Origin of the sequence: Pseudomonas sp. NPDC089752 (genome assembly GCF_044748725.1) — a bacterium.
GTDB lineage: Bacteria > Pseudomonadota > Gammaproteobacteria > Pseudomonadales > Pseudomonadaceae > Aquipseudomonas.
Genome location: NZ_JBIVGP010000004.1, coordinates 391,114 through 417,131 on the forward strand (window position 1 = coordinate 391,114; position 26,018 = coordinate 417,131).

Sequence of the window (26,018 nt, forward strand, 5' to 3'; positions counted from 1 at the left end):
CCTGTAGTGCTGTGCGAGCTGCCAATTACGGACGCAAGCCGGTCAGACGTATGCGGTGAGGGACGACTTCTCCCAAACCGGCTGCATAGCTCATCTAGGGTTGGGGCTTATGGATGGGGAAGCAGGACCGCAATCAGCGCTTATGCCAAGACTGAGAGTTGCTTACTTTAATGCTTCGACGGTGCCACCAGGAGCAGAGGCGTTCAGGCCAGTCCTCCCTCAACTTCTGATTTGAAACGGGCTCAGACGGACGTCCGAAATGGGTCGATAGCAGTCGTTCGCGACTGACCGCTTTCGACCCATAGCTGCCATTCACGGAAGGTAGCTAACGGAGAGAAGAGGCACGCAGGGCCCTCCCATAATCGGCATGGACATACAGCAGGCGACTTCGTAATATCAGTATAAATTCTGTCGATTTTTTCTTCTTGCCAATGTCGCGTTTCAAACGATCCATTAAGTTGGTTTGAAGGCTACGCATCGACAAGGAGTATTAACTAAATGCTAGCATTTGGAGGCAAGATTGAAAATCAGAAGGGATCTTGAGCCTGTAGCGCCTTACATATCTAGGCTTTTATCGATCGGAGAGGAGTTTAGGGTGTGCGAGAAGAACTGGAGTCACTTAAAAAATGAAGAGGACTTCCGGTTTGTATCGAGAATCCCACATCAGGAGCGGCACCTTGTAGAGGCGTTGTATGCAGATGGTCGAGACATGGCGATCTACATGTACGATTCTCTGCTTGCTATAAACTATGACTTCAGTAAATATCCAACGCTCACGGCACTTGTCGAAGCATTCAAAAGCTCTTGGGTTTACGGTGGTTACAATCAAGACGTGCCAATCACTGCGAAAGACACATGCAATAAATACGACGTCAATCTTTGGTCTGTGGATCAAATGGTTACTCTTTTCAAAAGTCAAGAGAGATTATTGGCGGCAGTGCGCATAACCCTGCAGATGCTGAAAGATAGCGATCTCTATAAAATGGAAAATGGTATTCAGACAATGAAACAAGTTGCAGGCATTCACATAAGCAGTGTTTCTGGTTCCAGTATTAATATTAACTCCGCTGACGCCACAGCAAGCATAACAACTAACTATAACGAGCCGGCTATCTTTGCTGATTTGATCTCGGCAATTAAGTCTAATGGCTTCGATAGTGAAACCGAGGCAAGGCTAGTAGATAATGTGCAAGCACTTGCCGTCAGCCACCAGAAAGGTGGCTTTACAGAAGCATACAGGGACTTTATGCAAAACGTCTCTGCGCACATCACTGTATTTGGTCCATTTATTGCTGGCATATCCGCATTATTGTAGTGCTTCGAAACTTCTTAAAGTCGTTTGATGCCTTCACCGGGGCGGGTTGGAGCACGCGCCTCAACCAAAAATTGGTACCACATAAGGAATTGTACAGTCATGGGGAAAATAACAGAAATTGCTGAGTATTTTAGAAAAATACCAGCGGCATTCTTAGTGGCAATTCTAACGGTTTTGGGACTAATCCTGTTCCTGCCAGAGGACTATGCCAGTACCGTTGCTGTTGATGGGTTTCGTAAAAATTTCCGAGTATATCTAGGTCCCGCATTCTTGTTTGTGCTTTCGTTTTCCGTCGCCAGAATATTCACTTCCTTTAAACAGCGACATGAGCAAAGACAGGTAACCAAATCACGTCAAGAATTGCTTCATAGCTTAACTCCAGAAGAAAAGGTTTATCTGATTCCATACCTTGAGAATCAACAAAACACCGTTCATGTTGGAATGGAAGATGGGGTCATGGCTGGGCTAAGGTCGAAGGGTATTACATATTTAGCCTCAAGCGTTGGGAGCCTCGTCGATGGCTTTGCATTTAATTTGCAGCCGTGGGCTCGCCAATACCTAGAGCTGAATCCTCACTTACTAGACGGATATGCGGGTCAACCTCAAACCCCAAGGCAAAAAATTGGATTTAGGTAGCAAGGCCAACAATTTCCTCAACTATCACCCACTTCGTCTGCTGGGCGTCTTAACGCTGCGCTTTTGGACTTTCGTGCTCTTAATCGTCAGCTCATGTTTTTGGCCGTTAGCCGCCTGTCGCGTAAGGCGGCTACGGGTCGAGAGCGGTCCGTCGTAGCTGGCTGTTCTCGAACCCTATTGGACCGCGAGCTTGGCCAAGCTGCTTTATGACGGAATCAACGTAACCATAGCAATAACAAACAGCCCGCATCTGCGGGCTGTTTCGGGGTTACGCTTCGATCAGGTCTGTTAGGGTGATGCCTTTAGCTCCCTCTAGCACGTCGTCGCGGTCGAGCCCTCTGCCTGAAGGGCCGAAGAGCGGGATCGACAGGTCTGACAACATCATGCTCCCGCTACCTCGATGATGGTCTGCGGCGAGAATTCGAGAGCCCACAGCGGCAAGTTGCTTGGCCAAGCGATTCCATTCATCGCCGAGGGCCAAAGCGGTTGCGCGTAGAGCGCTGTCCTGAGCTTGGCTAGACTCCTGCTTAACCTTGGAGATCTGAGCATCAAGCGCCTCAATTTCCGCCTGCAATGCAGCGACAATCAGTTCTTGGCGCCTTGCATGTTCATCAGCCTCAATGAGCAAGGTGCTAGCTCTCTCCATCGCAATGCTTGCGGCCTGTTCGCCCTCACTATTACCGGTTGCGACGTTGCGTGCGTAGAGGTTCGCAGCCTCAATCTCAGCTTGCTGCGCCCTCTCGAAGACTAGATTTGATTCTTTTTGGATCGCTTGTAGGCGCTCAAGAATAAGCGTACGAGTGCTCTCCAGTGAAGTTACCGTGTTAACTGAATCTGACATGACTTGACGAGCCTTTGTCTTGGCCTGCTTCGCATTCGCCAAACTTTCCTGATAGCTGATCTCGCGTTCGATTCGCTCAATAGCACCAGGAATACTGCGCAAGCGACCCTCTGCGCTGGAAAGCTTATTCATAGCCGCCGTACTTTCAGGGCTGCCAATACAATTGCCATGACGGTCCCAGTTACTCGGTGTTGCCTCCCACGCAGCTCTCAGGCCCGGAATGCTATCTTCGAGAGAATCCCGCTCTGCAATCAATTCGTCACGCTGCTTTTTCAGTTCTTTCATGATCAATACCTAATGATTGGAAGTGGTTTGTGCGAGGCTGGCAAGGCCATATGTTGCCGACACTACCTCGTGGGTTTAGAGGTAGTTCAAGCAGCCTGTGCTTCGTTCTCAGCCAGTTCAGGGATCGTCACGACGACGTAGCAGCGCTGTAGTCCGAGGCCGGGCAGGCGCACAGAGGTGGAGGCCTTGCCATCTTTGCCAGGCTCTAATACCCGACGTCTCAGCAGCTCTTTGTTCACTGCATTGATATTCATGCCTCGGAAGATTTCAGAGCGCCAAGCTTCGGGAAGTACGTAATACGTCGTCGTCGTGTGCGACGTGTCACCCATGCCGTGCTCCATCGACTTGCGAAAGCCGAGCCGGTCAATAGTGCGGGGGCCGTGCTCGTCTACCTTGGCAGCGGTCGACTCCCAGCGTGTAAAGCGGCTCTCCCCAAAACGCTCAATCACCTGGCGCAGGCGGGCGAGAATCGCATCACCTTCCATGTTTCCAGCCCCTCCTCGCTCAGCCAGCCAGGCATTCAGACACACGCGGGCGGAGTCGAGTGCCAAACCGTCCGGCCATCCCGTAACACCCAAGGCGGTGGCCAGCTCTCCCGCCGCCGCGGCCAAACCGAAGCGGGTTGCGGCACGCTGGGCCTGGCCGCTAGCGCTGGCAGGTAGGGCTTCAGTCGTGAAGCGCTCCACTGTGCTGCGCACCATGGCTGTATAGGCGCGCAACTTGGTCGGGTCGCAGAGGGCCGACAGGAAGGCAAGGGCAGGTGAGCCGTAAAACTTGGCCACCCGCGCCTTAAGCGCATCCGACAAGGCAGCGGCATCGTCGAAGCCATGCAGCTCCTCGAACAGCCCAAGCCCTTTGCTAGCATCGGCTGGGACGGCAAGTAGCCGCACCTCCATCCCTGCTTTCAGGTCCTTGTTTGCTTCGGCCATGTGTTGCGCAAGGGTCTTTTCTCCAGTGGAAAGGAACAGCAACCGCCATTCTTGTACTTGGCGCCCGCTCAACCCGCGATCATTGGCCCGCGCCTTGCCGGTGCCGTTGCCTAACATATAGACCGTTTCCCCGATGATTCTCGGGTCACACATCCCGATCTCATCGAGCACCAGCAACCCGTCCGAGTGCGCTGCCGCGATACTTTCCAGGGCGTTATCAGTAGAGCGCCAGGAGCGCACCAGGCGCGGCCCACCCCAAACTGAGGCCGCGACCTGCAAGTGGGTGGTCTTTCCGCCCGAGCTGTCGCCGTACAGATGGAAACCGCCCGATTCATGCCCGAGCAAATGCAGCACTGCCCCAGCAAAAGCCACGCACACTACGAATGCCAAGCGGTTATTGCCCACACACAATGCGCCGATGTGCTGTTGCCACTGCTCCAGCGTGCCCGATTGAGTGACGGGCGGGAGCTGGGCGCCGGCCTCGTAGAAATGGAGATATTCAGTACTGGCCCCTATCTGCCGATCCGGCACCAGATAGGCGTCCCCATGCCAGCCCAGGCGAGTTACCAAGCGGGCGCGCTCGGAACCGTCATAGCCTTGCAGGTAGCTCTGTAGGTCGTTGCGCGAATTGCGAGCAGTGCGCACGGGTGCCAGGCGCAGCCCCATATCAACCAGTGGCGCAAGTACTTCCTTGCCAAAATCGCCCGCCATTGCCCTGGCCGGAATGTTAAGGCGCTTGCTGGCCCCGTCGGGATCATCGAACTCCACCAGCAGGCCCCAACCGTGGCCCTTTTCGTCTCGGGTGCGAGCCAATATCTCTAACCGTGAACAAACCGGTCGTGCTTCGCCATCTTCACCGGCATAGAACACCCCATCCTTTGTGACACGAAAGCCGCTCGGGGCCGGGGCGGTTTTCTTCTCGGATTGGGGCTTGGCCTGGTCAGTGGCTTTGCTCTGCTTGGTGGGGTTGGGCGTGGTGGCAGGTGCGAGGGCAGACAGCTCCCCGGTGCGTTGCAGCTCCGACAAGTGTTGGGCTGTCCAGCCTTTGGATTGGGCATCCGCCGCATCGTCACCTTCGCGCCACTCACCGCCTGGCGCGAAAGTGGGGCGCTCACCGTCCATACCAGGGAGTTGCCTGAATACAGTCAAAGCTACCGTCTGAACCGAGGCAGTTCCAAGCTTCCGAAGGTGATCGGCCAAGGCATCCATGCACTTCAAGCCTGGAGCGTCGTTATCTGGCCACAGCAATACGTCACGCCCGGCTAGCGCCGCGAAATCAGCCTTCTGCCAAGAGTTCGTCCCGTTAGGCCAGCAGGTGGCAACGTACTCGGGCAACAGCTCGGCAGCGGCATCGGCGGCCTTTTCACCCTCGCACACTACGACTGGTGCCGAAGGACGTTTAGCCAGGTCATCGAGGCGCAGGAGCGGGCGTGGCTCCGGTAAGCCCTGCCAGCGCCAGGCCAGCGAGCCGTTAGCGGAGTGTTTACACCAGGTGAGAGGCGCGAAGACTTTGCGCGCCGTGCCGCTCTCATCCGGCCCGAGGTCGAAGCGGTACAGCACCAGAAGTGGCTGACCGTTGGCGTCACGGTAAATCCAAACCTTGGAAGGTTTACCGTGCTGCCGGTGCGCTTGCAGCACCTTCTGCATTGCCTGCTCAGGAATGGGCAACATGGGCACCCACTCGGGCTTTTTGGCCTGGCCAGTGGGTGGTGTGACATTGGTGCTATTCGTTGCCTCGACACCGAGGAAAGCCGCCAGCTTGTTGCAAGCTTCCACATCGGTGCCGCGATCAAGGTAGCGTACCAGGTCGATCAAATCGCCGCCTTTGTCACCGGTGGCGAAGTCGCACCAGGTAGCTTTGGCCAGGTTCACCTTGAGCGATCCTGAATGCTTGTCAGCTCGGGTTGGGTTGGGGGCGGTGTATTCCTTGCCGCCGTCTACACGCTTGCCATTGGGAAGCCAGTGAGCTAACACGCGATCAATCGCCGCCAGGGAGGCCGCTTTGACCTGGGCAAAGGTCGGATGTCGGGAGTTGGGTCTGGTCCTGCTCATGCTTGGCCACCCTCGGCAATCTGAATCCCAGTGGTTACATCATCGACAAGCGCCTTTGCCTGCTCGCCCAGATAATGTGCCGCCCACACCAGTGCATTGTTGTCTTCGCTCACGCCAGCCAGCTGGGTCAGTTTGTTCACGCAGTTCATGAGCACCGATGCCTGCTCCAATGCTTCCTCACCGGAAACACCCGGGCAGACCTTGAAGAGCGGTTGATTCAACGAGTTGTGCTTAGAGAAGGTGGCCCCACCTACGGTATTGACCTGAAGGTGCCCGTTCATTTCCGGCCCCCTTCCGCGACCTGTGTCGAGTCATCGGCATGCACGACCAGGGTACGAATCTGCTCCAGCGTTCCGCGCACATCCCACAGGGCGCCGAGGATCACACTATTAGCCAGGCGTTGCCCGTGCTCACTCTCAAACTGATCCTCTACCAAGCACAGCACTGCTTGGGCTCGCTCAATGGCGCAGGTGAGCGCATCAATCGGGACGCCTACCGGCGCATTTGCTGTCATGCATAGCAAGTCTTCTGGCTGAGAAAAGTGCTGTGTTGGATTGGTCATTGGGCACCCCCGTTTGCTTCCAGGGCGCGAGCACGGGCCATCGCAGCGTTGTAACGCGCCAAGCGGACGGAGAGGGACGAGTCGGCGTGCAGTGCCGCAATGGCACGGGCCTTCAGGGCAGCAATGTGGTTCTGGAGGGCAGACGGATTGAGGGCGTGCATGGGCGGAGCTCCTTGATTTGAGGAGCTGCCACTGATCGTCGCCAAACGATTTAGGGTGGCAGCTGTGCGCAGGTTGGCGAACCGGGAATCAAGGAACCCGGCAGACCCGAAGGTCTCCCACGCACAGCCGCCATAACACGGGAATGCGGGCACAAAAAAAGCGCCTGCATTCGTGATAGGGGCGCTTGTGCGCCTTGATTTCGTCGGGTCGCCAAACCCGGTCGCTGAATTTGCAGCGACCTGCGAAGAGTAACGTGTGAGCCGACGAGGCGCAAGCTGATAGGTGCGGGCAGGTTGCATGGCTCTGGGCCATGGCATAGAGTAGGCGGGCAAAGTGAATATCCTCAGACGCCCTCGGTTGCAGCCGGGGGCGTTCTCGTTAGTGGGCGGCGACCGGGCGGCGCTCAAGCTTGAGCCAGGTGAGATTGCGGCCTTGCCGCGCCTTTTCATACATCTGCCCTAGTGCATCGGGATTGGCGAGCACGTTGGGAACCAACTGCGCCGCATCTCGAATCGTCACGTCGCCAGGCGTCTCGATAGCCAGTAGCCCCCAATCGAGAGTCGGCCAAATCAGCAGCAGAACGTGCGCCCCTTTGGCCAGCGCTTCGTCCCGAAGTTTTTGCAAGCGCGCCAACCGCCCATGTGTTGGAGCCTTTTGACCCAGTTCGTCGATTGCATCGAGCGCTGCGTGAGGGAGGAAAATGGGCGTCATGCGGCCACCTTGTCACGCGCAGCGATACGAGCGTGCGTCCAGGCCTGAACTTCAGATAGAACCCAAGCCACGGGAGCGCCGCGGGCGGTGCTGTCAGTGAGTTTCACAGGCTGAGGGAAGGTGCTTTCAGGTTGACTCATCAGCTTGTAGATCGTTGGGCGTGCAAGCCCCACGAGCTCTACAACTTCTTTCATGCGAATGAGCCTGGCCGGCTGATCGATTGCGGCGCCGGCCAGCGGTGCGGATTGGAGTGTCATGGCTGTATCCCTGTATTGGTTTTACAGGGCGGAGCCTATGCAGGGGCTACCTAGCTGTGAACGTTCACTTTACTTTTTGCTTAGTGAACTGGGAGGGTTATAACCCAGCCAGGGAATGCGCTTTAGGATTGTCCCCATCTGAACTTTCGATAGCGACGCCCCTGTTTCGCGCTCCTGCCAGGCACGTAGCTTGCTGTTCAGATTGTGCATGGCTGTTCCTGCGTTGATGAGTTCCAGCGCTTTCGCTTCGATGGATTGATCACGGCTCTCCAAGCCTTCCCGACGCCGAGCAATCCTACTCAACACCCCGTCGATTTTGGTGTCCGCATGCCTCGACGCTGCGTTGGCCAAGTCGCCTATCTCGCAGCATGCTGCATTTTCATCAGGATCTAGCCAGGCGCTAGCACCAGGCACGTAGTTCTCAATGCAGTTGAGGTGCATCTGATAATACTCAAGTGCCGGTATTTCCTGCCCGGGTGTACTCAGGTGCTCGGCTAAGCCGCATAAGGCATGGACTGCACTTGCCAGTGCGAAAGCGGCAATAAGCTGTATATCTGTTGCCGCTTCGAGGTCGGTGAAGCTGCGAAGCTGGGCCGCTAACTGGCTAGCCCCATAGTGAGAAATCACCTGATAAATCGCGTCATTGTGTCGCAGCGCAGCATTGCTCAGCTCTGCGCCGATTTCTTCCGGGAGCCAGTGGCGGCAGATCTCTATGATATTCAGCACGGCATCAACCTCTGGAGCGTAGCCGCTGAAAATTGGAAGACGCTTCAGATGTTCCCTTATGGTCCTGGATTCAGTCCGGGTTGGGTGGATGGCCAGCCCTTCAATAGACCACGAGTCACGCTGCATCAACATTCCCCCACGCCCCGGAAGTTTGCGCCGAGCCCGCGATTTGCATTGACCTTAGAGAGCATGCGCATAGGCCAGCAGGCGGGCGAGGGGCTATTGGCGTTACACGGGACGGCGAGGTTACACCAGGTGTACGAAAATATTTTGGCCTGTGTTACGTGCCTAATCCCCAATGATTTCAGCGTCTTGGCCTGATCCGTTACACGGGTTACACCTGGTACACCGGCTTTTGATGGGACAAGCATTGTCATGCCCTCCACCATCATCTCAGTCTGCTTCATGGATGGAGGGACCTCCCATGGGCAAAATCATAGGGAGTAATTGCATCCCTGCGATTAGCATCCAGATAGTCGGCCCACCACTGCACCATAAGCCTCCGCTCTTGTAAGTGCTCAGCCTTGTGAATGTAGGCGGCACGTACTGTGTTTCTCTCTTGGTGGCTCATTTGCCGCTCGACCGCGTCTTTACTCCAAAGTCCAGACTCAACCAGTGCAGAACAGGCCATTGTCCGAAAACCATGGCCGCATACCTCTGCTTTGGTGTCATACCCCATTCGTCGCAGCGCTTTGTTCACGGTGTTCTCGCTCATGGGCTTCCAGTGATTGTGGTCACCCGCAAACACCAGATCGAAACGACCAGTGAGGTTACGAACTTTCTCCAGCACCTCTACAGCCTGTCGGCTGAGCGGCACCAAGTGTGGCGTGCTCATCTTGGAGCCTCGATGGGAGTTCTTCACCCCCTCAATAGCCACCCTTTCGCCAGGGATTTCCCACATCAGCCTCCCCATGTCTATCTCTCCCCAGCGAGCGAAGCGGAGCTCGCTGGAGCGGATGAACACCAACATGGTTAGCTGCACCGCAAGCTTGGTCAGGCCGCGCCCGCTGTCGGCATCTATCCGCTGGAGAAGCTCAGGTAAGCGCTCGAATGGCAAAGCAGGCCGGTGCGCTGTTTTGCGGGTAGCCGTGGCGCCTTGCAGATCGATCGCAGGATTGAAATCTAGATGACCATGCTGAACCGCCATACGGAGGATGCCCGTCATGTACTGGCGTAGGCGTGCAGCCGTATCCAAGGTATCCCGCTTTTCCGCCGCTTTCAGCGGAACAAGCAGATCCCGTGTTTTCAGCTCCGCGACCGGACGATCACCGAGAGTGGGCAACAGGTGGGATTCAATGCGTCGCCAAACTGTGGAGGCATGACCAGGTGTCCACTTACGAGCGCAGGCCGCATGCCATTCCTGTGCAAGCAAACGGAAGGTATTCGCCCGGGCATTGACCGCTTCCTGTTTGTCCAAGCGCGCCTGCTCGATGGGGTCTTTCCCAGCAGCAAGGAGTTCAAGCGCCTGAGCGCGTCGCTCCCTGGCCGCTTTCAAGCCGAGCGCCGGATAGTTGCCAAACGTTGCTAAACCATCACGGCCATCAGGTTTGGTGTACTTCATACGCCAAGTCTTGACGCCTGACGGCTTCACCAGCAGGTAGAGGCCTTTGCCATCGAACAGCTTGTAGTCCTTCTCCCGAGGCTTGGCCGCATCACATTTGGGATCGGTGAGAGGCACCACTGTGCGCGCCATAGGGATACGTTTCCTTGTCGAACCGAGATATCCCTAACCATATCCCTAAATCGCATAGATGCCCAGAGACAAAACGAGACAGACAGAAACAACAAAGCCCGCGCTAGGCGGGCTTTGCGGGGTGTTTCGTAGACAGTCATAGACTTCTGGAAACTGGTCTCTGGTGCCGGAGACAGGAATCGAACCTGCGACCTTCGCGTTACGAGTGCGCTGCTCTACCGACTGAGCTACACCGGCGTGTAGCGCAACGTACCACTGCCGCACCCGTTACGCAAACCCCTGTTTCCCCTGACTTATTGCCCTACCCTCAGGCCCCTTTGCAACCGCCTGGCGCCAGGTCTTCTTCGATAGTGGTGGTGCAGCTCCACCCGCTGGCCGAGCGGGTCAGCGTCAGGGCTTTACCGACCACATTGGCCGGCGCATCGACCAGGGTGCAGGTGAGGCTGCCGCTACCGTCAGCAGCCGTGCCCTGGGCTGTGATCGCACAATGCGAGGTCGTGGGCTGGCCTCCCAACGAGGCTACATCCGCCACGTCCTTGCCCTCGTTCAACCGCAAATCCATCGCCGTCTTCAGCGCGGAGATCTCGAGCAACCCGGCGGCTGCCTTGGTGCGTGACTGGTGGTTGGTGTACATCGGAATGGCGATGGTCGCCAGGATGCCGATGATCGCGACGACGATCATCAGTTCGATCAGGGTGATACCGCGTTGCCCTTTCATGAACAGTTTCCTTTTTGATACGCGTATGCATTGAGGTCAATCTCGACCCCGGCTGGCAGCGGCGCAGTAGGCCTGAACAGACACCTTTTGTCACCCCTGCCTGCCAGGGCGTCATCTTCGCTGAACTACTCTAGTGAGCATCAGGGAAGCGCGCCTATTCATGGACGCGGCAAGCTGTTTCCAGGCTTGTCACACGAGCAAAAAAGGACCTTTGCATGAACCATTCAACACAGCTTTACGCATGGCATGGCACCGACGCCAACGGCGCGGTGGTCAGCGGCCAGGTGGCGGGGCGTAGCCTGGCTTACGTGCGTGCCGGCCTGCAGCGGCAGGGTATTCGTGTCACCCGCGTGCGGCCGGCAGGCGGGCTGGCATGGCGTTGGCCGAAGCAGCCAGAAAAGCGTGACCCGGCGGGTTTCAGCCGGCAGTTGGCGACCTTGCTCAAGGCCGGGGTGCCGTTGTTGCAGGCGTTCGAGGTGATGGGGCGCAGCGGTTGCGGGGCTGGGCAGGCGGCGCTGCTGGAGCGATTGAAACAGGATGTGGCGGCGGGGCTGGGGTTTGCGGATGCGTTGCAGCGCCATCCGCTGTGGTTCGACGCCTTGTACTGCAATCTGGTGCGGGTGGGGGAGCAGTCCGGCACGCTGGACCGGCAGCTCGAACAGCTGGCGGGCATGCTGGAGCAGGGCCAGGCGCTGCGCAAACGGGTACGTAAGGCGATGCTTTATCCACTGCTGCTGTTGCTCACCGGGCTGGGCGTCTCGGCGATTTTGTTGCTGGAAGTGATTCCGCGGTTTCAGAGTTTGTTTGCCGGCTTCGATGCGGCTTTGCCGGCGTTCACGCAGTGGGTCATTGACTTGTCCACAGGGCTGGGCCGCCTTGCTCCCATGCTGTTGATCAGTGCAGTTGCGCTCGCTGTGGGCGTGCGCCAGGTTTATCGGAAGCATGCGCCAGCGCGCCTGTGGATAGCTTGCCAAGTGCTTCGACTGCCAGTGCTTGGCGGACTGTTGGGGCAGGCGGCGCTGGCCCGGTTTGCACGCAGCCTGGCAACGGCTTACGCCGCTGGTGTGCCCTTGCTGGATGCACTGGGTACAGTGGCCAAAGCCAGCGGCAGTGACTTGCACGAACAGGCAATCCTGCGGCTGCGCCAAAGCATGGCCAATGGGCAGGGGCTGAATCAGGCGATGGCGCTGGAGAGGCTGTTCCCGCCACTGCTGGTGCAGCTTACGGCCATCGGCGAATCCAGTGGTACGCTGGACCAGATGCTGGGCAAAGCCGCCAGCCATTATGAGGAACAGGTCAGCCAGGCGCTGGACCAGTTGACCAGCCTGCTGGAGCCGGCCATCGTGCTGATCCTGGGCCTGTTGGTTGGCGGCCTGGTGGTGGCGATGTACCTGCCGATCTTCCAGTTGGGTAGTTTGATCTGAACATGACTGCATGGACTTTACTGGCGCAGCAGCCAGCGTATTTCATCACCCTGGTGGCGGTGCTGGGCCTGTTGCTCGGCAGCTTCATCAATGTGGTGGTGCACCGCCTGCCGATCATGCTGGAGCGCCAATGGCAGCGTGAGGCGCAGGAGGTGCTGGGGCTGCCAACCGGTGAGCATGAGCGCTTCGACCTGTGCTTGCCCGCTTCACGCTGCCCGCATTGTGGGCACTCGATCCGCGCCTGGGAAAACATTCCGGTGCTGAGCTTCCTGGCCTTGCGCGGGCGCTGTTCGGCTTGCAAGCATCCGATCAGTTCGCGCTATCCCCTGGTCGAGGTGGGCTGCGCGTTGCTCTCGATGGTGGTGGCCTGGCACTACGGCGCGGGTGTTACGGCAATCGCCCTGCTGTTCTTTACCTGGAGCCTGTTGGCGCTGAGCCTGATCGACCATGACCAGCAGATCTTGCCGGATGTGCTGGTGCTGCCGACGCTCTGGCTGGGGCTGATCGTCAATGCCTTCGACACCGTGGTGCCGTTGTCCGATGCCCTGTGGGGCGCGGTGGCGGGTTACCTCAGCCTGTGGACAGTTTACTGGTTGTTCAAACTGATCACCGGTAAGGAAGGCATGGGCTATGGCGATTTCAAGTTGCTGGCCATGGTAGGCGCATGGGGCGGCTGGCAGGTGCTACCCCTGACCCTGATGTTGTCGTCGGTGGTTGGCGCGGTTGTCGGCCTGTGCCTGCTGCGCCTGCGCAAGCACTCGGTCGGCACGGCGATACCTTTTGGCCCTTATCTGGCGATTGCGGGGTGGATTGCTGTGCTCTGGGGTGATGAAATATACGCCTCCTACCTGCAACTGCTTGGATTCTGATGACCACTGCGGCGTTCACCCCCTGGATACTTGGCCTCACCGGCGGCATCGGCAGCGGCAAAAGTGCCGCCGCCGAGCGCTTCGTCGAGCTTGGCGTGCACCTGGTCGATGCTGACCAGGCCGCGCGCTGGGTGGTCGAACCTGGCCGCCCGGCCCTGGCGAGCATCGTCGAGCGCTTCGGCCCAGGCGTGCTGCAGGACGACGGCCAGCTTGATCGTGCAGCGCTGCGCCAGTTGATTTTCGCCGACCCGGCCCAGCGCAAATGGCTGGAACAGCTGCTGCACCCGCTGATTGGGCAGGAAATATTCAGCTATTTGGCCAAGGCCGAGTCACCCTATGCGGTGTATGTGTCGCCGCTGCTGATCGAGTCTGGCCAGCACCAGAAGGTCCAGCGGGTGCTGGTGATCGATGCGCCAGCAGAGCTCCAGGTGGCCCGAACCCTGGCGCGGGATAACACCAGTGCCGAGCAGGTGCAGGCGATTCTCAAGGCCCAGCTGGCCCGTGAGGAGCGCTTGGGCCACGCCGACGACGTGGTGGTCAATGACGGCGACCTCGCCGCGCTGCATCAGCGGATTGACCGCCTGCACCACTTTTACCTGACTTTACGAGGAGGCCAGCCATGAGCCAGCCATTGACCGTCGACTGCCCGACCTGTGGCGCACCTGTGGAATGGAACGAGAAGAGCGCGTTCCGGCCGTTCTGTTCCGATCGCTGCAAGCTGATTGACCTCGGGGCCTGGGCGGCGGAGGAACATAAGATTCCGGTGGCGCCGGACTCTGAAGATGAGTTGTTTTCGGGGGATCTGGAGCCGCGGCACTGAGGTAAACAGTGCGTGCCTGTTCGGGCCTCTTCGCGGGCAAGCCTGCTCCCACAGGTACATCACTCTCCCGAAGTCGGTGGTGAACCTGTGGGAGCGGGCTTGCCCGCGAAGAGGCCGGCACAGCCAATACAAGGCTATCGCTCATCATCCTTCCATGGCGCCTGTAGATACCGGCTGCGGTTGAAGGTCTCCAGCCACTCCGGGCTGAACACCACCAGCGCACTGATCACCATGCCGTTGATGAAGGCTTCCGGAAACATCATCAGCCACAGGTAGCCAACGAAGTCGCTGAGCCACTCCGGCATCGCGAAAAGCCCATCCCACCACAGCACCCCCAGCGCCACTGGCACGCAAATCAATACGGTCAATGCCGCCGGGAAGAACCCCGAACAGAAGATATAAACGAACAGGTTACGCGGCTGCGCTCGTTCAACCAGAATCGCGCATACCTCGGTGATCAGCACCGGCAGGCCAATCAGCAGCAATCCGTTGACCCCAAGCGCCGCAAGGTCCTGACGCCCCAGCGCCAGCAACCCGAGCTGGGCAAGAAACCCGCCGAGCACGGCCAGCGGCCAGTCCAGCAGCAAGGTCACCGCAGTCATACCAATGAAGTGATACGACACGCCGGTATCGAAGTCACGCCTCACCAGCCACAGCGCAAACAGGCAGAACACCGTACCGAACAGCAGATGCTGCCGACGGCTGTCGGCGAACAGCTCCAGCCAGCGGCTGCGGCTGGTCGCCCAGAGCAATAAAGGCACATAACCGAGCCAGCCGAGGGTAAGGCTGGTGTCGGACAAGACCTGCGCGCTGATCACCGATCGAATGCCCCTGTCGAGCCTGTGGATAAACTTGAGTCTAGACCCATTCAAAACAGCATCTTAACGTCATGGTTTAGCGTCTAAGCTTGTCTGCATGGATGACTCAGACTACCTGCGCCTGCTTACCATCCAGGCCGAACAAGCCAACGCCTTCCTCTCCAATGCACGCAAATGGGAGCGGGAGCGTTGGGTATGCCAGCGCCTGCTGCAGGGGCTGAACATTCCCTATCGCAGCGAGGATTTCACGCCGGCCGGCCAGGAGCCGCCCGATGTGCTGTTCCGCGATGCCTCATTCGAAGTGTTTTTCGTGCTCGACGAGGGGCGTCGGCTCAACGACGAGTGGCGCGAAGAGCTGCAGCGGCGGCGCAGTGCCTTTTCCCTGGCCCAACTGGTACGGCGTGAGGCACGGCCCCGGCGCATCGCCGCCACCGAGCTGCTGGCGCGGTTGGCGCCGACCTTGCGCAAGAAGGCGCACAACTACCGGGAACGCGGGCTGGAGCTGAATGAGCTGGACATCATCGCCTTCGCCAGCCTCAAGCGCGAAGTGCTCGACCTCAACACCCACTTCCCGCCACCCACCGAGTACCTGCGCCAGGGCTGGCGCTCGCTGTCGCTGGTCGGCCCGACCTTTGCCCGAGTGCTGTTCGCCCACCCCGACGCGCCGGATTTCCTGCGCGGCAACCTGGGGCGCAGCATCGTTTTCGACGTCGGCATCAGTCTTTGATCCAGTGCCGAGAGTCATTGCGATGGCGTACACTCGGCGCCAGGGACAGAAAGCTTTATCATTTACCTCAAGTACTTGCCCGAACGCTGTAGCGTTCCGGCAGTCACATACGTCTACCTGACGAGGCCCTACCATGACCAGCCGACTGAATCCTGAAGATCAGCGTCGTGTCGATGAGTACCTGCAAGCCCCCCAGCACCAAGTCGAGCGCAAGCCTTTCCGGCCGTGGCTGCTCCTGGTGCTGGTGCTGGCGGTGACCATCGGGTTGGGTCTCATCAGCCGCCTGTTGAGTGGACTGGTGCTATGAGCTACCTTGCGCTCGCCCTCCCCTCATGCAGTTTGCGGCCGGCCCAAAGGGCCACGAATTCCGTAAACCTTATGAGATATCCCCATGACTCATCGCATCGTGATTGTCGGCGGCGGCGCCGGCGGCCTGGAACTGGCGACCCGCCTGGGTAAAACCCTGGGCAAGCGCAAGCAGGCCGAGATCACCCTGGTCGACGCCAACCTCACGCACATCTGGAAGCCTCTGTTGCACGAAGTGGCCGCTGGCTCGCTCAACTCCTCGGAAGACGAACTGAACTACGTGGCCCAGGCCAAGTGGAACCACTTCAACTTCCAGTTGGGGCGCATGAGTGGCCTGGACCGTGAAGGCAAACAGATCCAACTCGCCGCCACCCTCGATGAAGAGGGCCGTGAGCTGGTGCCCGCGCGCACCCTGAGCTACGACACCCTGGTGATCGCTGTGGGCAGCAACACCAACGACTTCGGCACCCTGGGCGCAGCGCAGCACTGCCTGTTCCTGGACACCCGCAAGCAGGCCGAGCGCTTCCATCAGCAATTGCTCAATCACTATCTGCGCGCCCATGCTGGCGACCAGGCCAGTGAAAAAATCAGCGTGGCCATCGTCGGCGCTGGCGCCACCGGTGTTGAGCTGGCGGCAGAGCTGCACCACGCCGCCCATGAGCTGGCCGCCTATGGCCTGGACCGCATCCAGCCCAAAGACATGCACATCACCGTGATCGAAGCTGGCCCGCGCGTGCTGCCGGCGCTGCCAGAACGCATCAGCGTGCCGGTGCACAAGACCCTGGAAAAACTCGGCGTGACGGTAATGACCAACGCTGCAGTCAGTGAGGTGACGGCCGATGGCCTGAAGACCGCCAGCGGCGAAGTAATCCAGGCCAGCCTGAAGGTCTGGGCAGCGGGCATTCGTGCACCGGGCTTCCTAAAGGACATCGACGGCCTGGAAACCAACCGGATCAACCAGCTGGTAGTGCGCCCTACCCTGCAGACCACCCGCGACGATGACATCTTCGCCTTTGGCGACTGCGCCGCCTGCCCGCAGCCTGGCAGCGACCGCAACGTGCCGCCACGTGCCCAGGCGGCGCACCAGCAGGCCGAAATGCTCGCCAAGAGCCTGAAGGCGCGCCTGGAGAACAAGCCACTGCCGACCTACACCTACAAGGACTATGGTTCGCTGGTGTCGCTGTCGCGCTTCTCGGCGGTGGGTAACCTGATGGGCAACCTGATGGGCAGCGTGAAGCTGGAAGGCTGGCTGGCGCGGATGTTCTATGTGTCGTTGTACCGCATGCACCAGATGGCGCTGTATGGGTTCTTCCGCACGGCGATGATGATGCTGGGCAGCAAGATTGGCCGGGGTACGGAGCCGCGGTTGAAGCTGCACTGACGGTGCCGGGGCCTCCGTGGGAGCGGCTTCAGCCGCGAACACTGGCGAAGCCGGTGCCATTCACCGCGTTGCCTGTTTCGCGGCTAAAGCCGCTCCCACAGGGATTGCATACCGCCTGAGGCATTTCGCCGGTAGGAGCGGATTAGCCGCGAAGCAGGCGCTGCGGTATATGGCACAGGCATCGCGCAGCTTTCTAGCTTTGCGCCGCACAAAGAAAAAGGGCATCTCATGCGAGATGCCCTTTTTACATGGTGGGTCGTGTAGGATTCGAACCTACGACCAATTGGTTAAAAGCCAACTGCTCTACCAACTGAGCTAACGACCCGAAAATGGTCGGGGTGAGGGGATTCGAACTCCTGACATCCTGCTCCCAAAGCAGGCGCGCTACCGGACTGCGCTACACCCCGGGTGTTACATAATAAAAAGGGCACCTCTGCTGAGATGCCCTCTTTATATGGTGGGTCGTGTAGGATTCGAACCTACGACCAATTGGTTAAAAGCCAACTGCTCTACCAACTGAGCTAACGACCCGGAAAATGGTCGGGGTGAGGGGATTCGAACTCCTGACATCCTGCTCCCAAAGCAGGCGCGCTACCGGACTGCGCTACACCCCGAGTGGCTCCGCGACCTGGACTCGAACCAGGGACCCAATGATTAACAGTCATTTGCTCTACCGACTGAGCTATCGCGGAACTGAACTTCGGTACATCTTTACTGCTTCGAAGTCTGTGTTAGCTTCGATCTCTTCAGCTTCGCTGCTTTCGCTTTGTCGCTGCTGAGGCCGGCTATTCTACATTCTTCGTTTTGCTTGTCAACCCCTTTTTTTCATTCAACTTACTGATTTGTAAGTTGTTTTGCGATCGCCGGTGTTGCTGGTGATTCGCTGAGTGGCTGACAACGCGGCGTATATTAGGGGCACTCGATTTGGGATGCAAGCAGAAATTTCAAAAATTTCAGCAGGTTATGTAAAAAAGTCGGAAGGGCCTGATTTTCCTGTGTTTGAGCGGACCTCTTCGCGGGGCAAGCCCGCTCCCACAGGAGATGCGGCACTGTCGAAAACTGTGATCACCCCAGGAAAACAGGCAAAAAAAGCCCCGCCGAAGCGGGGCTCATGATGCAGCTGCTTATGCAAAGACGATTTCTTCGCCTTCCACCTTGGCCGTGATCGCGGTGCCAGGCAGGAATTTCCCTGCCAGGATCAGTTGCGCCAGCGGGTTCTCGATCCAGCGCTGGATCGCCCGCTTCAGCGGCCGTGCGCCATACACCGGGTCGTAACCCACCGCGATCAGCTTGTCCAACGCCTCCGGGCTCAGGCTCAGCGCCAGTTCGCGCTCGGCCAGGCGGCTGCGCAGGCGGCCCAGCTGGATCTCGGTAATACCGGCGATCTGCTCGCGGCCCAGTGGTTCGAACACCACTACCTCGTCGATCCGGTTGATGAACTCCGGACGGAAGTGCGCCCCCACCGCATCCATCACCGCCGCACGCTGTGCCTCACGGTCACCGGCCAGTTCCTGGATCTGTGCCGAGCCCAGGTTGGAGGTCATCACGATCACGGTGTTGCGGAAGTCCACGGTGCGACCATGACTGTCGGTCAGGCGGCCGTCTTCGAGCACCTGCAGCAGCACGTTGAACACATCCGGGTGGGCCTTCTCCACCTCGTCCAGCAGCACCACCGAGTAAGGCTTGCGGCGTACCGCTTCGGTCAGGTAACCGCCCTCTTCATAACCCACATACCCTGGAGGGGCACCAATCAGGCGAGCCACGGAGTGTTTCTCCATGAACTCGGACATATCAATGCGCACCATAGCCTCTTCGGTATCGAACAGGAATTCGGCCAGCGCCTTGCACAGCTCGGTCTTGCCCACGCCGGTCGGGCCGAGGAAGAGGAACGAACCACTCGGCCGGTTCGGGTCGGACAGGCCGGCGCGCGAACGACGCACGGCGTTGGCCACGGCGGTGACGGCTTCGTGCTGACCGATCACGCGCTGGTGCAGCAGGTCTTCCATCTTCAGCAGCTTCTCACGCTCGCCTTCGAGCATCTTGGACACCGGGATGCCAGTCCACTTGGACACCACTTCGGCAATTTCTTCCTCGGTCACCTTGTTGCGCAGCAGCTGGTTGTCGGTCTTGCCATGCTGGTCGACCATCTGCAGGCTGCGCTCCAGGTCCGGGATCACCCCGTACTGCAGCTCGGCCATGCGGCTCAGGTCGCCTTTGCGACGGGCGGCTTCCAGCTCCTGGCGGGCCTGCTCGATCTTTTGCTGGATCTGCGCAGAGCCCTGCACTTCTGCTTTTTCGGACGCCCAGATTTCTTCCAGGTCGGAATACTCGCGCTCCAGGCGCTCGATTTCCTCCTGGAGTTTTTCCAGGCGTTTTTTCGCCGCTTCGTCTTCTTCTTTCTTCAGCGCTTGGGATTCCACCTTCAGCTGGATCAGGCGACGGTCGAGGCGGTCGAGCACTTCCGGCTTGGAGTCGATCTCCATGCGGATGCGGCTGGCCGCTTCGTCGACCAGGTCGATGGCCTTGTCCGGCAGCTGGCGGTCGGTGATGTAGCGATGGCTGAGCTTGGCCGCAGCAATGATCGCGCCGTCGGTGATGGCCACCTTGTGGTGCACTTCATAGCGTTCTTTCAGGCCGCGCAGGATGGCGATGGTGTCTTCCTCGCTCGGCTCTTCCACCAGCACTTTCTGGAAGCGACGCTCCAATGCGGCGTCCTTCTCGATGAACTGGCGGTATTCGTTGAGCGTGGTGGCACCAACGCAATGCAGCTCGCCACGGGCCAGGGCCGGCTTGAGCATGTTGCCGGCGTCCATGGCGCCCTCGCCTTTACCGGCGCCGACCATGGTGTGCAGCTCGTCGATGAACAGGATGATCTGGCCTTCCTGCTTGGACAGCTCGTTGAGCAGCGACTTGAGGCGCTCTTCGAACTCACCACGGTACTTGGCACCGGCGATCAGTGCGCCCATGTCCAGCGCCAGCAGGCGCTTGCCTTTGAGGCCGTCGGGTACTTCACCGTTGATGATGCGCTGGGCCAGGCCTTCGGCAATGGCGGTCTTGCCCACGCCGGGTTCACCGATCAACACCGGGTTGTTCTTGGTCCGGCGCTGCAGCACCTGAATGGTGCGGCGGATTTCGTCGTCACGGCCGATCACTGGGTCGAGCTTGCCGTCTTCGGCACGCTTGGTCAGGTCGACGGTGTACTTGTCCAGGGCCTGGCGCGATTCTTCGGCGTTGGCGTCGTTCACCGCCGCGCCGCCACGCAGGTTGTTGATGGCGTTCTCCAGGGCCTTCTTGCTCACGCCCTGGCTCAGCAGCAGCTTGCCGAGCTTGCTGTTTTCGTCCATGGCGGCGAGCAGCACCAGCTCGCTGGAAATGAACTGGTCACCTTTCTGCTGGGCCAGGCGGTCGGCCTGGTTGAGCAGGCGCGCCAGGTCCTGCGACATGTTCACGTCGCCAGTGGGATTCTGGATTTTCGGCAGCTGGTCGAGTTCTTTCACCAGCGTCTGGCGCAGACTGTTGATGTCGAAGCCGACCTGCATCAGCAGCGGCTTGATCGAACCACCTTGCTGCTCGATCAGCGCCTGCAGCAGGTGCAGGGGCTCGATGGCGGGGTGGTCCATGCCGACGGCCAGAGACTGGGCATCGGATATGGCTAATTGAAGTTTGCTGGTCAAACGGTCTATTCGCATGGGAGTACCTTCCTTTAAAGGGCAGGTCGGAGCGATGGACAGCGCCTGTTCATGAAGAAACCTGCCTCAGATGCCCTTATAGATAAGGGTGATTCTGGAAGATTCAAGCGTAGCGGGGTTGACCGGGGTCAGTCGGATGGATTAGCGGTGCATTCTTCGCGGGCAAGCCCGCTCCCACAGGGATATCACTCTCTCGAAGTCGGTGGTGGACCTGTGGGAGCGGGCTTGCCCGCGAAGAGCCGGAGCAGTCAGCGAGGATCTAACCAGACCAATGAAGCAAAGCGCCCACCCTGCGGGGTGCGGCGATAGGAAAAGAAACGCGCATCGCTGACCGTGCACAAACCGCCACCGTAAACCGCCCTCACCCCACGCGCCGCCAGGCGAATGCGTGCGAGCGTGTAAATGTCGGCCATCAGCTTGCCCGGGCGCTCACCTTCGACAAAGGCTTCGGCAGCCTCCGGGTGAATGGCGGTGAAGGCATCACGCACTTCCAGTCCCACCTCGAACGCCTGCGGGCCGATCGCCGGGCCGAGCCATACCAGCACGTCTTCAGGTGGCAATGCCAAGCGATCGAGGGTGGCTTCCAGCACGCCACCGGCCAATCCTCGCCAGCCGGCATGGGCTGCCGCCACACGGGTACCGGCGCGGTCGCAGAACAGCGCGGGCAGGCAGTCGGCCGTCATCACGGTGCAGGCGATGCCGGGCTGGTCGGTCCAGCTGGCGTCGGCCTCAGCGACCATGGATGGGTCGGCATCCGCCACCACCAGGCCATGCACCTGCTTGAGCCAGGCGGGCTGGATGGCGAATTCATCGCTCAGGCGGCGGCGATTTTCGGCGACCGCCTGCGGCGCGTCGCCGACGTGGTCGCCCAGATTGAAAGATTCGTAGGGCGGCAGGCTGATGCCGCCCTGACGAGTGGTGACGCAGGCGCGAACCGAGGCCGGGGCGGGCCAGTCGGGGAACAGCAGCGACTGCGCCAGGCCACTCATCCGATAAAGCTCTCGCGGTCCTGGTTGAGCAGCGACAGCAGCCAGGTGAAATCATCTGGCAGTGGCGATTCCCACTTCATCACTTCACCGGTGATGGGGTGGCGCAGCGCCAGGAAACGCGCATGCAGCGCCTGGCGCGGGAAGGTCTTGACCGCCTCGACCATGGCCACGCTGGCCGCTGGCGGAATACGGAAACGCACGCCGTACGTCTGGTCGCCGACCAACGGATAACCAACATGCGCCATGTGCACACGAATCTGGTGGGTACGGCCGGTTTCCAGCTTGACCCGCACATGGGTGTGCGAACGGAAGCGCTTGAGCACCCGGTAGTGGCTGACCGCCGGCTTGCCACCGTCGGTCACCGCCATGCGCTGACGCAGGCCACCATGACGGCCGATCGGGGCGTCGATCTTGCCACCGGCGATCACCACTCCGACCACGATGCATTCGTAGATACGGCTGACGCTTCGGCTCTGCAGCTGCTCGACCAGGTTGGTCTGCGCCTGCAGGGTCTTGGCGACGACCATCAGACCGGTGGTGTCTTTGTCCAGGCGATGGACGATACCGGCACGCGGTACGTTGATGATGTCTGGCACGTGGTGCAGCAAGGCATTGAGCAACGTACCGCTGGCGTGACCGGCGGCCGGGTGCACGACAAGCCCGGCAGGCTTGTTGATCACCATGATGTGCTCGTCTTCATAGACGATATCCAGCTCGATGTCTTCGGCGACCCAGTCGCCCTGGGCCTCTTGCTCGGCCTCCAGGGCCAACATCGAGCCACCATGCACGGTGTCACGCGGGCGCACGACGGCGCCATCGACCGTCAGACGGCCCTCTTTGATCCACGTAGTAAGCCGCGAACGCGAGTATTCAGCGAACAATTGGGCGGCGACCTGGTCGAGGCGTTGACCGCCCAGTTCGGACGGTACCTCTGCGCTAAGTTGAATGATCTCGGACATGCTCGATTCGGCGGGCGCACAGCCTTTGGTTTCGGCTGCACGCTTGTGGTTAAATACGGCTTCTTTTGTCCCGGGGTTGGCCGGGGCGCTCATCATAACAGGACGGCACCGCCCAAGACAGCGGCCGTCAAAGGGACGCAAGCCGCCATGCAAGTGAAACACCTGCTGCTGATCGCCATCCTCGGGCTTACCGCGGCCTGTTCCTCTAATAAAGAGGTCATTGACGAGAACCTCAGCGAGACCGAGCTGTACCAGCAAGCTCAGGCCGACCTGGATAACTCCAGCTATAACAGCGCCGTGAACAAGCTCAAGGCCCTGGAATCGCGCTACCCGTTCGGCCGCTACGCCGACCAGGCCCAGCTCGAGCTGATCTACGCCAACTACAAGAACTCCGAGCCCGAGGCTGCCAAATCGGCTGCCGAGCGCTTCATCCGCCTGCACCCGCAGCACCCGAACGTCGACTACGCCTACTACCTCAAGGGCCTGACCTCGTTCGACCAGGACCGTGGCTTGCTGGCGCGCTTCCTGCCGCTGGACATGACCAAGCGTGACCCGGGCGCCGCGCGTGACTCGTACAACGAGTTCGCCCAGCTGACCAGCCGCTTCCCCAACAGCCGCTACGCGCCGGACGCCAAGCAGCGCATGATCTACCTGCGCAACCTGCTGGCTGCCTATGAAATCCACGTGGCCGACTACTACCTGACCCGCCAGGCTTACGTGGCCGCCGCCAACCGTGGCCGCTATGTGGTCGAGAACTTCCAGGAAACCCCATCGGTCGGCGACGGCCTGGCAGTGATGGTCGAGGCGTATCAGAAGATGCACCTGGACGAACTGGCTGCCACCAGCCTGGAAACCCTCAAGCTCAACTACCCGAACCACCCGAGCCTGGTCGATGGCGAGTTCCAGCCCAAGCAGGCCGAGTCTGATGGCCGTGGCTGGCTGTCCAAGGCCACCCTGGGCCTGATCGAAACCGACACGCCGTTGCCGCCGGGTGAAACCCGCGCCAACCAGGACGTGGTCCGCCAGTTCCAGGACGCCCGCGCCGAGATGCCGCAGGACCTGCTGCCGAAAGACGAAAACGGCGACCCGATCCTGCCGGAAGGGCCGAAAGAAGCCGAGAAGGACCGCTCGTGGTTCAGCTACATGACCTTTGGTCTGTTCGACTGATTCACCGCGGTACAAGAAAGGGAGGCCTGAGGCCTCCCTTTTTTATTGGCCGCGCCCTAGACTGTCGGCTTCTTCTCTCGACAAGCTGAACACCATGGTTCGCCTACTTTTCTGGATCGCCCTGATCGCCGCCGCGTTCTGGCTGTGGCGCAAATTCAAGATCAGCCAGCAATCGCCGTCCGAGCCGAAACTCGACGCGCCGTTGCAGATGGTGCGCTGCGCCCATTGCGGCGTGCACCTGCCCAATGACCGGGCGCTGCACCGCGGCAATGAGTGGTATTGCAGCCCGGCGCATCTTGAGCGAGGGCCTGGCCGGCAAGGCTGAGCACAGAACCCAGTGGGAGCGGCTTCAGCCGCGAACACCGGCGAAGCCGGTGCCATCCCTACGCGTCGCCTGCTTCGCGGCTAAAGCCGCTCCCACAGGGGCAGGCCCGGCGAGTTCAGCCCAGGCGCCCTTCGGGCGCATACGGCGCCGGATCGATGATCGGCTCCGCCCCCGTCAGCAGATCCGTAAACAACTGACACGAAGCCGGCGCCAGCACCAGCCCATTACGGTAATGCCCACAGTTCAACCACAACCCCTCATGCCCCGGCACCGGCCCGATATAGGGAATGCCTTCAGGCGACCCCGGCCGCAGACCGGCCCAGTGCCCCACCACCGTGGCATCCTTCAATTCCGGCAGCAGTTCCAGCGCCGAAGCCTTGAGGCTTGCCAGCGCATCCTCGGTCGGCGTCTTGTCATACCCGGCGTGTTCCAGCGTACTGCCCACCAGGATATGCCCGTCACGGCGCGGAATCGCGTAGCGCCCCTTTGCCAGCACCATGCTCGGCAAAAAGTCCTCGGCACACTTGAACAGAATCATCTGGCCCTTTACCGGCTCCACCGGCAAATCAAGGCCTAGTGTGCGCAACAGGTCGCCGCTCCAGGCGCCAGCACTGAGCACCACCTCATCGGCCTGCAACGCGCCGTCTTGTGTCTGCACGCCAGCGACACGCCCACCCACCTGAACGAACCCGGTGATCTGGCAGTGCTCGCGCAAGGTTACGTTGGGCAATGCCAGCAGCGCCGCCTTGAGGGATTTAACCAGCCGCGGATTGCGCACGTTGGCCACACCGGCCATGTAGATGGCGTGGTTGAAGCCAGGGCCCAACAACGGGACAGCGTCGTAGGCTGCAGAGATATCCACCGCGCTGAGTGGCCGCCGCTCGCGATCTGCCCAGGCCAGGGCCTCGGCTTCGTCGTCCAGGTCAAGCCAGTACAAGCCGGTGGTATAGACCTCGGGGTCGATGCCGGTGCTGGCGAACAGGCGCTCGCCCAGCTGTGGATAAAAATCCTGCGACCAGTGCGCCAGTGCGGTCACTGCCGGGCTGTAACGCCACGGGTACAACGGCGAGACGATACCGCCGCCGGCCCAGGACGACTCGCGCCCCACTTCGCCCTGATCGCACACCACCACCTGGCCGACCTTCGCCGCCAGGTTGAACGCCGTCAGCAGGCCGATCACTCCGCCACCGACCACCACTACTCGCTTGCTCATCTGTCGATCCAACACCTGAAGTAAAACCGCGATGCACGGGCATCATTCAACCTTCAGCTTCCCCAACAGCGCTCGCTGGCCTCGGTGCCGCCAGGATTGCTCTGCACGCCAGCCTGGTCGAGCATAAAATCGCCACAGCGATCTTCGGCCATCAGGCCATGCGGCAGCCGGCGTGCGCGCAGCGTGAAGGTGTCGCTGCCGCGTTCGGCCTGCAGGCTGTAGTGACGGTTGGCGGTGGGCAGTGCCGGGTCGCCCTCGGCGTACTGGCCGGTGCGCATGCGATGGCGCTCCAGGCGCAAGGCGGCGTCATGCAGCAGGCCAACCACTTCGCTGCGTGCGGCTCGCCTGAGCTGGTCGCTGTAACTGGGGTAGGCAATGGCTGCCAGAATGCCGGTGACGGCCACGACAATCAACAACTCGATCAGGCTCAGGCCTTGCTGCATG

26 protein-coding genes and 6 tRNA genes are annotated in these 26,018 nt (G+C 59.9%); 11 read left to right on the forward strand and 21 right to left on the reverse strand.

What is annotated here, in order from left to right; translation table 11 throughout:
- Nucleotides 1–721 precede the first annotated feature (721 nt).
- On the forward strand, nucleotides 722–1,315 hold the full coding sequence (locus tag ACIPZF_RS09190; protein ID WP_400797972.1) for a hypothetical protein: 594 nt from the start codon (nucleotides 722–724) through the stop codon (nucleotides 1,313–1,315).
- 99 nt (nucleotides 1,316–1,414) lie between these two features.
- A complete protein-coding gene (locus ACIPZF_RS09195) occupies nucleotides 1,415–1,951 on the forward strand; it encodes a super-infection exclusion protein B (RefSeq protein ID WP_400797975.1) in 537 nt (178 codons plus the stop codon).
- A 268-nt stretch (nucleotides 1,952–2,219) separates the two neighbouring features.
- Here the strand turns inward: ACIPZF_RS09195 and ACIPZF_RS09200 are convergent, their stop codons facing one another.
- From ACIPZF_RS09200 to ACIPZF_RS09245, 10 genes are all read right to left on the reverse strand, one after another.
- Nucleotides 2,220–3,077, reverse strand: coding sequence for a hypothetical protein (locus ACIPZF_RS09200; protein ID WP_400797978.1), 858 nt, complete (start codon nucleotides 3,075–3,077; stop codon nucleotides 2,220–2,222).
- 86 nt (nucleotides 3,078–3,163) lie between these two features.
- A complete protein-coding gene (locus ACIPZF_RS09205) occupies nucleotides 3,164–6,058 on the reverse strand; it encodes a DUF927 domain-containing protein (protein ID WP_069943421.1) in 2,895 nt (964 codons plus the stop codon).
- The gene (locus tag ACIPZF_RS09210; protein WP_400797981.1) at nucleotides 6,055–6,339 is read right to left on the reverse strand and encodes a DUF3077 domain-containing protein; all 285 of its coding nucleotides are present in this window, start codon (nucleotides 6,337–6,339) and stop codon (nucleotides 6,055–6,057) included. The genes ACIPZF_RS09205 and ACIPZF_RS09210 overlap by 4 nt, the downstream gene beginning before the upstream one ends.
- Nucleotides 6,336–6,620, reverse strand: coding sequence for a hypothetical protein (locus tag ACIPZF_RS09215; protein ID WP_400797984.1), 285 nt, complete (start codon nucleotides 6,618–6,620; stop codon nucleotides 6,336–6,338). Before ACIPZF_RS09215 ends, ACIPZF_RS09210 begins: the two co-directional genes overlap by 4 nt.
- 540 nt (nucleotides 6,621–7,160) lie before the next feature.
- Nucleotides 7,161–7,493: a hypothetical protein gene (locus ACIPZF_RS09220; protein WP_069943424.1), complete on the reverse strand. Its 333-nt coding sequence runs from the start codon at nucleotides 7,491–7,493 to the stop codon at nucleotides 7,161–7,163.
- On the reverse strand, nucleotides 7,490–7,750 hold the full coding sequence (locus tag ACIPZF_RS09225) for an AlpA family transcriptional regulator (RefSeq protein ID WP_069943425.1): 261 nt from the start codon (nucleotides 7,748–7,750) through the stop codon (nucleotides 7,490–7,492). The genes ACIPZF_RS09220 and ACIPZF_RS09225 overlap by 4 nt, the downstream gene beginning before the upstream one ends.
- A 69-nt stretch (nucleotides 7,751–7,819) precedes the next feature.
- A complete protein-coding gene (locus tag ACIPZF_RS09230; protein ID WP_400797988.1) occupies nucleotides 7,820–8,608 on the reverse strand; it encodes a hypothetical protein in 789 nt (262 codons plus the stop codon).
- A 271-nt stretch (nucleotides 8,609–8,879) separates the two neighbouring features.
- The gene (locus ACIPZF_RS09235) at nucleotides 8,880–10,169 is read right to left on the reverse strand and encodes a phage integrase central domain-containing protein (protein WP_270149557.1); all 1,290 of its coding nucleotides are present in this window, start codon (nucleotides 10,167–10,169) and stop codon (nucleotides 8,880–8,882) included.
- A 161-nt stretch (nucleotides 10,170–10,330) separates the two neighbouring features.
- Nucleotides 10,331–10,406 (reverse strand) — tRNA-Thr (locus ACIPZF_RS09240).
- A gap of 70 nt (nucleotides 10,407–10,476) precedes the next feature.
- On the reverse strand, nucleotides 10,477–10,887 hold the full coding sequence (locus ACIPZF_RS09245; RefSeq protein ID WP_400797991.1) for a pilin: 411 nt from the start codon (nucleotides 10,885–10,887) through the stop codon (nucleotides 10,477–10,479).
- A gap of 215 nt (nucleotides 10,888–11,102) precedes the next feature.
- On the opposite strand from ACIPZF_RS09245, the gene ACIPZF_RS09250 reads away from it, so the two are divergent.
- Genes ACIPZF_RS09250 through yacG form a run of 4 tightly spaced genes read left to right on the forward strand, consistent with a single transcriptional unit; the run spans nucleotide 11,103 to nucleotide 14,000 of the window.
- Nucleotides 11,103–12,311, forward strand: a complete 1,209-nt coding sequence (locus ACIPZF_RS09250; protein WP_400797994.1) for a type II secretion system F family protein — start codon at nucleotides 11,103–11,105, stop codon at nucleotides 12,309–12,311.
- 2 nt (nucleotides 12,312–12,313) lie between these two features.
- Nucleotides 12,314–13,180, forward strand: a complete 867-nt coding sequence (locus ACIPZF_RS09255) for a prepilin peptidase (RefSeq protein ID WP_400797997.1) — start codon at nucleotides 12,314–12,316, stop codon at nucleotides 13,178–13,180.
- Nucleotides 13,180–13,803 carry a dephospho-CoA kinase gene (gene coaE / locus ACIPZF_RS09260; RefSeq protein ID WP_400798000.1) on the forward strand — a complete coding sequence of 208 codons (624 nt, stop codon included), beginning with the start codon at nucleotides 13,180–13,182 and terminating at the stop codon, nucleotides 13,801–13,803. The genes ACIPZF_RS09255 and coaE overlap by 1 nt, the downstream gene beginning before the upstream one ends.
- On the forward strand, nucleotides 13,800–14,000 hold the full coding sequence (yacG, locus tag ACIPZF_RS09265) for a DNA gyrase inhibitor YacG (protein WP_167059234.1): 201 nt from the start codon (nucleotides 13,800–13,802) through the stop codon (nucleotides 13,998–14,000). The genes coaE and yacG overlap by 4 nt, the downstream gene beginning before the upstream one ends.
- Nucleotides 14,001–14,134: 134 nt before the next feature.
- On the opposite strand, the gene ACIPZF_RS09270 is transcribed toward yacG, so the two are convergent.
- Nucleotides 14,135–14,818: an energy-coupling factor ABC transporter permease gene (locus ACIPZF_RS09270; protein WP_400798003.1), complete on the reverse strand. Its 684-nt coding sequence runs from the start codon at nucleotides 14,816–14,818 to the stop codon at nucleotides 14,135–14,137.
- 97 nt (nucleotides 14,819–14,915) lie between these two features.
- On the opposite strand from ACIPZF_RS09270, the gene ACIPZF_RS09275 reads away from it, so the two are divergent.
- From ACIPZF_RS09275 to ACIPZF_RS09285, 3 genes are all read left to right on the forward strand, one after another.
- Entirely contained in the window at nucleotides 14,916–15,545 is a 630-nt protein-coding gene (locus tag ACIPZF_RS09275) for a DUF1780 domain-containing protein (protein WP_400798005.1), read from the forward strand.
- A gap of 133 nt (nucleotides 15,546–15,678) precedes the next feature.
- Nucleotides 15,679–15,852 (forward strand): DUF3094 domain-containing protein, encoded by a 174-nt coding sequence (locus ACIPZF_RS09280; RefSeq protein WP_346615901.1) that lies wholly within the window; start codon nucleotides 15,679–15,681, stop codon nucleotides 15,850–15,852.
- Nucleotides 15,853–15,936: 84 nt separating this feature from the next.
- On the forward strand, nucleotides 15,937–17,232 hold the full coding sequence (locus ACIPZF_RS09285) for an NAD(P)/FAD-dependent oxidoreductase (protein WP_400798007.1): 1,296 nt from the start codon (nucleotides 15,937–15,939) through the stop codon (nucleotides 17,230–17,232).
- 249 nt (nucleotides 17,233–17,481) lie between these two features.
- Here the strand turns inward: ACIPZF_RS09285 and ACIPZF_RS09290 are convergent.
- The 8 genes from ACIPZF_RS09290 to rluD all read right to left on the reverse strand — a co-directional run bounded on the left by ACIPZF_RS09290 (nucleotide 17,482) and on the right by rluD (nucleotide 22,869).
- A tRNA-Lys gene (locus ACIPZF_RS09290) sits at nucleotides 17,482–17,557 on the reverse strand.
- A 5-nt stretch (nucleotides 17,558–17,562) separates the two neighbouring features.
- Nucleotides 17,563–17,639, reverse strand: a tRNA-Pro gene (locus ACIPZF_RS09295).
- A gap of 48 nt (nucleotides 17,640–17,687) precedes the next feature.
- A tRNA-Lys gene (locus ACIPZF_RS09300) sits at nucleotides 17,688–17,763 on the reverse strand.
- 6 nt (nucleotides 17,764–17,769) lie between these two features.
- Nucleotides 17,770–17,846, reverse strand: a tRNA-Pro gene (locus ACIPZF_RS09305).
- Between the two features lie 2 nt (nucleotides 17,847–17,848).
- Nucleotides 17,849–17,924: transfer RNA gene (locus ACIPZF_RS09310), tRNA-Asn, on the reverse strand.
- 432 nt (nucleotides 17,925–18,356) lie between these two features.
- Complete coding sequence (gene clpB / locus ACIPZF_RS09315) at nucleotides 18,357–20,921, reverse strand: ATP-dependent chaperone ClpB (protein WP_400798010.1); 2,565 nt, start codon at nucleotides 20,919–20,921, stop codon at nucleotides 18,357–18,359.
- A gap of 248 nt (nucleotides 20,922–21,169) precedes the next feature.
- Nucleotides 21,170–21,910: a peptidoglycan editing factor PgeF gene (gene pgeF / locus ACIPZF_RS09320; protein WP_400798013.1), complete on the reverse strand. Its 741-nt coding sequence runs from the start codon at nucleotides 21,908–21,910 to the stop codon at nucleotides 21,170–21,172.
- The gene (gene rluD, locus ACIPZF_RS09325) at nucleotides 21,907–22,869 is read right to left on the reverse strand and encodes a 23S rRNA pseudouridine(1911/1915/1917) synthase RluD (protein WP_400798015.1); all 963 of its coding nucleotides are present in this window, start codon (nucleotides 22,867–22,869) and stop codon (nucleotides 21,907–21,909) included. The genes pgeF and rluD overlap by 4 nt, the downstream gene beginning before the upstream one ends.
- 147 nt (nucleotides 22,870–23,016) lie before the next feature.
- Between rluD and ACIPZF_RS09330 the strand changes: the two genes are divergently transcribed.
- Together ACIPZF_RS09330 and ACIPZF_RS09335 are read left to right on the forward strand one after the other, a co-directional pair.
- Nucleotides 23,017–24,036 carry an outer membrane protein assembly factor BamD gene (locus tag ACIPZF_RS09330; protein ID WP_400798018.1) on the forward strand — a complete coding sequence of 340 codons (1,020 nt, stop codon included), beginning with the start codon at nucleotides 23,017–23,019 and terminating at the stop codon, nucleotides 24,034–24,036.
- 94 nt (nucleotides 24,037–24,130) lie between these two features.
- Nucleotides 24,131–24,361 carry a PP0621 family protein gene (locus ACIPZF_RS09335; protein WP_400798021.1) on the forward strand — a complete coding sequence of 77 codons (231 nt, stop codon included), beginning with the start codon at nucleotides 24,131–24,133 and terminating at the stop codon, nucleotides 24,359–24,361.
- A gap of 115 nt (nucleotides 24,362–24,476) precedes the next feature.
- Here the strand turns inward: ACIPZF_RS09335 and thiO are convergent, their stop codons facing one another.
- Both thiO and ACIPZF_RS09345 read right to left on the reverse strand, forming a co-directional pair.
- Complete coding sequence (gene thiO, locus ACIPZF_RS09340) at nucleotides 24,477–25,574, reverse strand: glycine oxidase ThiO (protein WP_400798024.1); 1,098 nt, start codon at nucleotides 25,572–25,574, stop codon at nucleotides 24,477–24,479.
- Nucleotides 25,575–25,627: 53 nt separating this feature from the next.
- Nucleotides 25,628–26,017 (reverse strand): type IV pilin protein, encoded by a 390-nt coding sequence (locus ACIPZF_RS09345; RefSeq protein ID WP_400798027.1) that lies wholly within the window; start codon nucleotides 26,015–26,017, stop codon nucleotides 25,628–25,630.
- Between the last annotated feature and the right edge of the window lies 1 nt (nucleotide 26,018).

Bases quoted from the DNA above. Each gene is read 5' to 3' on its own strand.
- ACIPZF_RS09190 (WP_400797972.1), top strand. From the start codon at position 722: ATGTACGATTCTCTGCTTGCTATAAACTATGACTTCAGTAAATATCCA.
- ACIPZF_RS09195 (WP_400797975.1), top strand. From the start codon at position 1,415: ATGGGGAAAATAACAGAAATTGCTGAGTATTTTAGAAAAATACCAGCG.
- ACIPZF_RS09200 (WP_400797978.1), bottom strand. From the start codon at position 3,077: ATGAAAGAACTGAAAAAGCAGCGTGACGAATTGATTGCAGAGCGGGAT.
- ACIPZF_RS09205 (WP_069943421.1), bottom strand. From the start codon at position 6,058: ATGAGCAGGACCAGACCCAACTCCCGACATCCGACCTTTGCCCAGGTC.
- ACIPZF_RS09210 (WP_400797981.1), bottom strand. From the start codon at position 6,339: ATGAACGGGCACCTTCAGGTCAATACCGTAGGTGGGGCCACCTTCTCT.
- ACIPZF_RS09215 (WP_400797984.1), bottom strand. From the start codon at position 6,620: ATGACCAATCCAACACAGCACTTTTCTCAGCCAGAAGACTTGCTATGC.
- ACIPZF_RS09220 (WP_069943424.1), bottom strand. From the start codon at position 7,493: ATGACGCCCATTTTCCTCCCTCACGCAGCGCTCGATGCAATCGACGAA.
- ACIPZF_RS09225 (WP_069943425.1), bottom strand. From the start codon at position 7,750: ATGACACTCCAATCCGCACCGCTGGCCGGCGCCGCAATCGATCAGCCG.
- ACIPZF_RS09230 (WP_400797988.1), bottom strand. From the start codon at position 8,608: ATGTTGATGCAGCGTGACTCGTGGTCTATTGAAGGGCTGGCCATCCAC.
- ACIPZF_RS09235 (WP_270149557.1), bottom strand. From the start codon at position 10,169: ATGGCGCGCACAGTGGTGCCTCTCACCGATCCCAAATGTGATGCGGCC.
- ACIPZF_RS09245 (WP_400797991.1), bottom strand. From the start codon at position 10,887: ATGAAAGGGCAACGCGGTATCACCCTGATCGAACTGATGATCGTCGTC.
- ACIPZF_RS09250 (WP_400797994.1), top strand. From the start codon at position 11,103: ATGAACCATTCAACACAGCTTTACGCATGGCATGGCACCGACGCCAAC.
- ACIPZF_RS09255 (WP_400797997.1), top strand. From the start codon at position 12,314: ATGACTGCATGGACTTTACTGGCGCAGCAGCCAGCGTATTTCATCACC.
- coaE (WP_400798000.1), top strand. From the start codon at position 13,180: ATGACCACTGCGGCGTTCACCCCCTGGATACTTGGCCTCACCGGCGGC.
- yacG (WP_167059234.1), top strand. From the start codon at position 13,800: ATGAGCCAGCCATTGACCGTCGACTGCCCGACCTGTGGCGCACCTGTG.
- ACIPZF_RS09275 (WP_400798005.1), top strand. From the start codon at position 14,916: ATGGATGACTCAGACTACCTGCGCCTGCTTACCATCCAGGCCGAACAA.
- ACIPZF_RS09280 (WP_346615901.1), top strand. From the start codon at position 15,679: ATGACCAGCCGACTGAATCCTGAAGATCAGCGTCGTGTCGATGAGTAC.
- ACIPZF_RS09285 (WP_400798007.1), top strand. From the start codon at position 15,937: ATGACTCATCGCATCGTGATTGTCGGCGGCGGCGCCGGCGGCCTGGAA.
- clpB (WP_400798010.1), bottom strand. From the start codon at position 20,921: ATGCGAATAGACCGTTTGACCAGCAAACTTCAATTAGCCATATCCGAT.
- pgeF (WP_400798013.1), bottom strand. From the start codon at position 21,910: ATGAGTGGCCTGGCGCAGTCGCTGCTGTTCCCCGACTGGCCCGCCCCG.
- rluD (WP_400798015.1), bottom strand. From the start codon at position 22,869: ATGTCCGAGATCATTCAACTTAGCGCAGAGGTACCGTCCGAACTGGGC.
- ACIPZF_RS09330 (WP_400798018.1), top strand. From the start codon at position 23,017: ATGCAAGTGAAACACCTGCTGCTGATCGCCATCCTCGGGCTTACCGCG.
- ACIPZF_RS09335 (WP_400798021.1), top strand. From the start codon at position 24,131: ATGGTTCGCCTACTTTTCTGGATCGCCCTGATCGCCGCCGCGTTCTGG.
- thiO (WP_400798024.1), bottom strand. From the start codon at position 25,574: ATGAGCAAGCGAGTAGTGGTGGTCGGTGGCGGAGTGATCGGCCTGCTG.
- ACIPZF_RS09345 (WP_400798027.1), bottom strand. From the start codon at position 26,017: ATGCAGCAAGGCCTGAGCCTGATCGAGTTGTTGATTGTCGTGGCCGTC.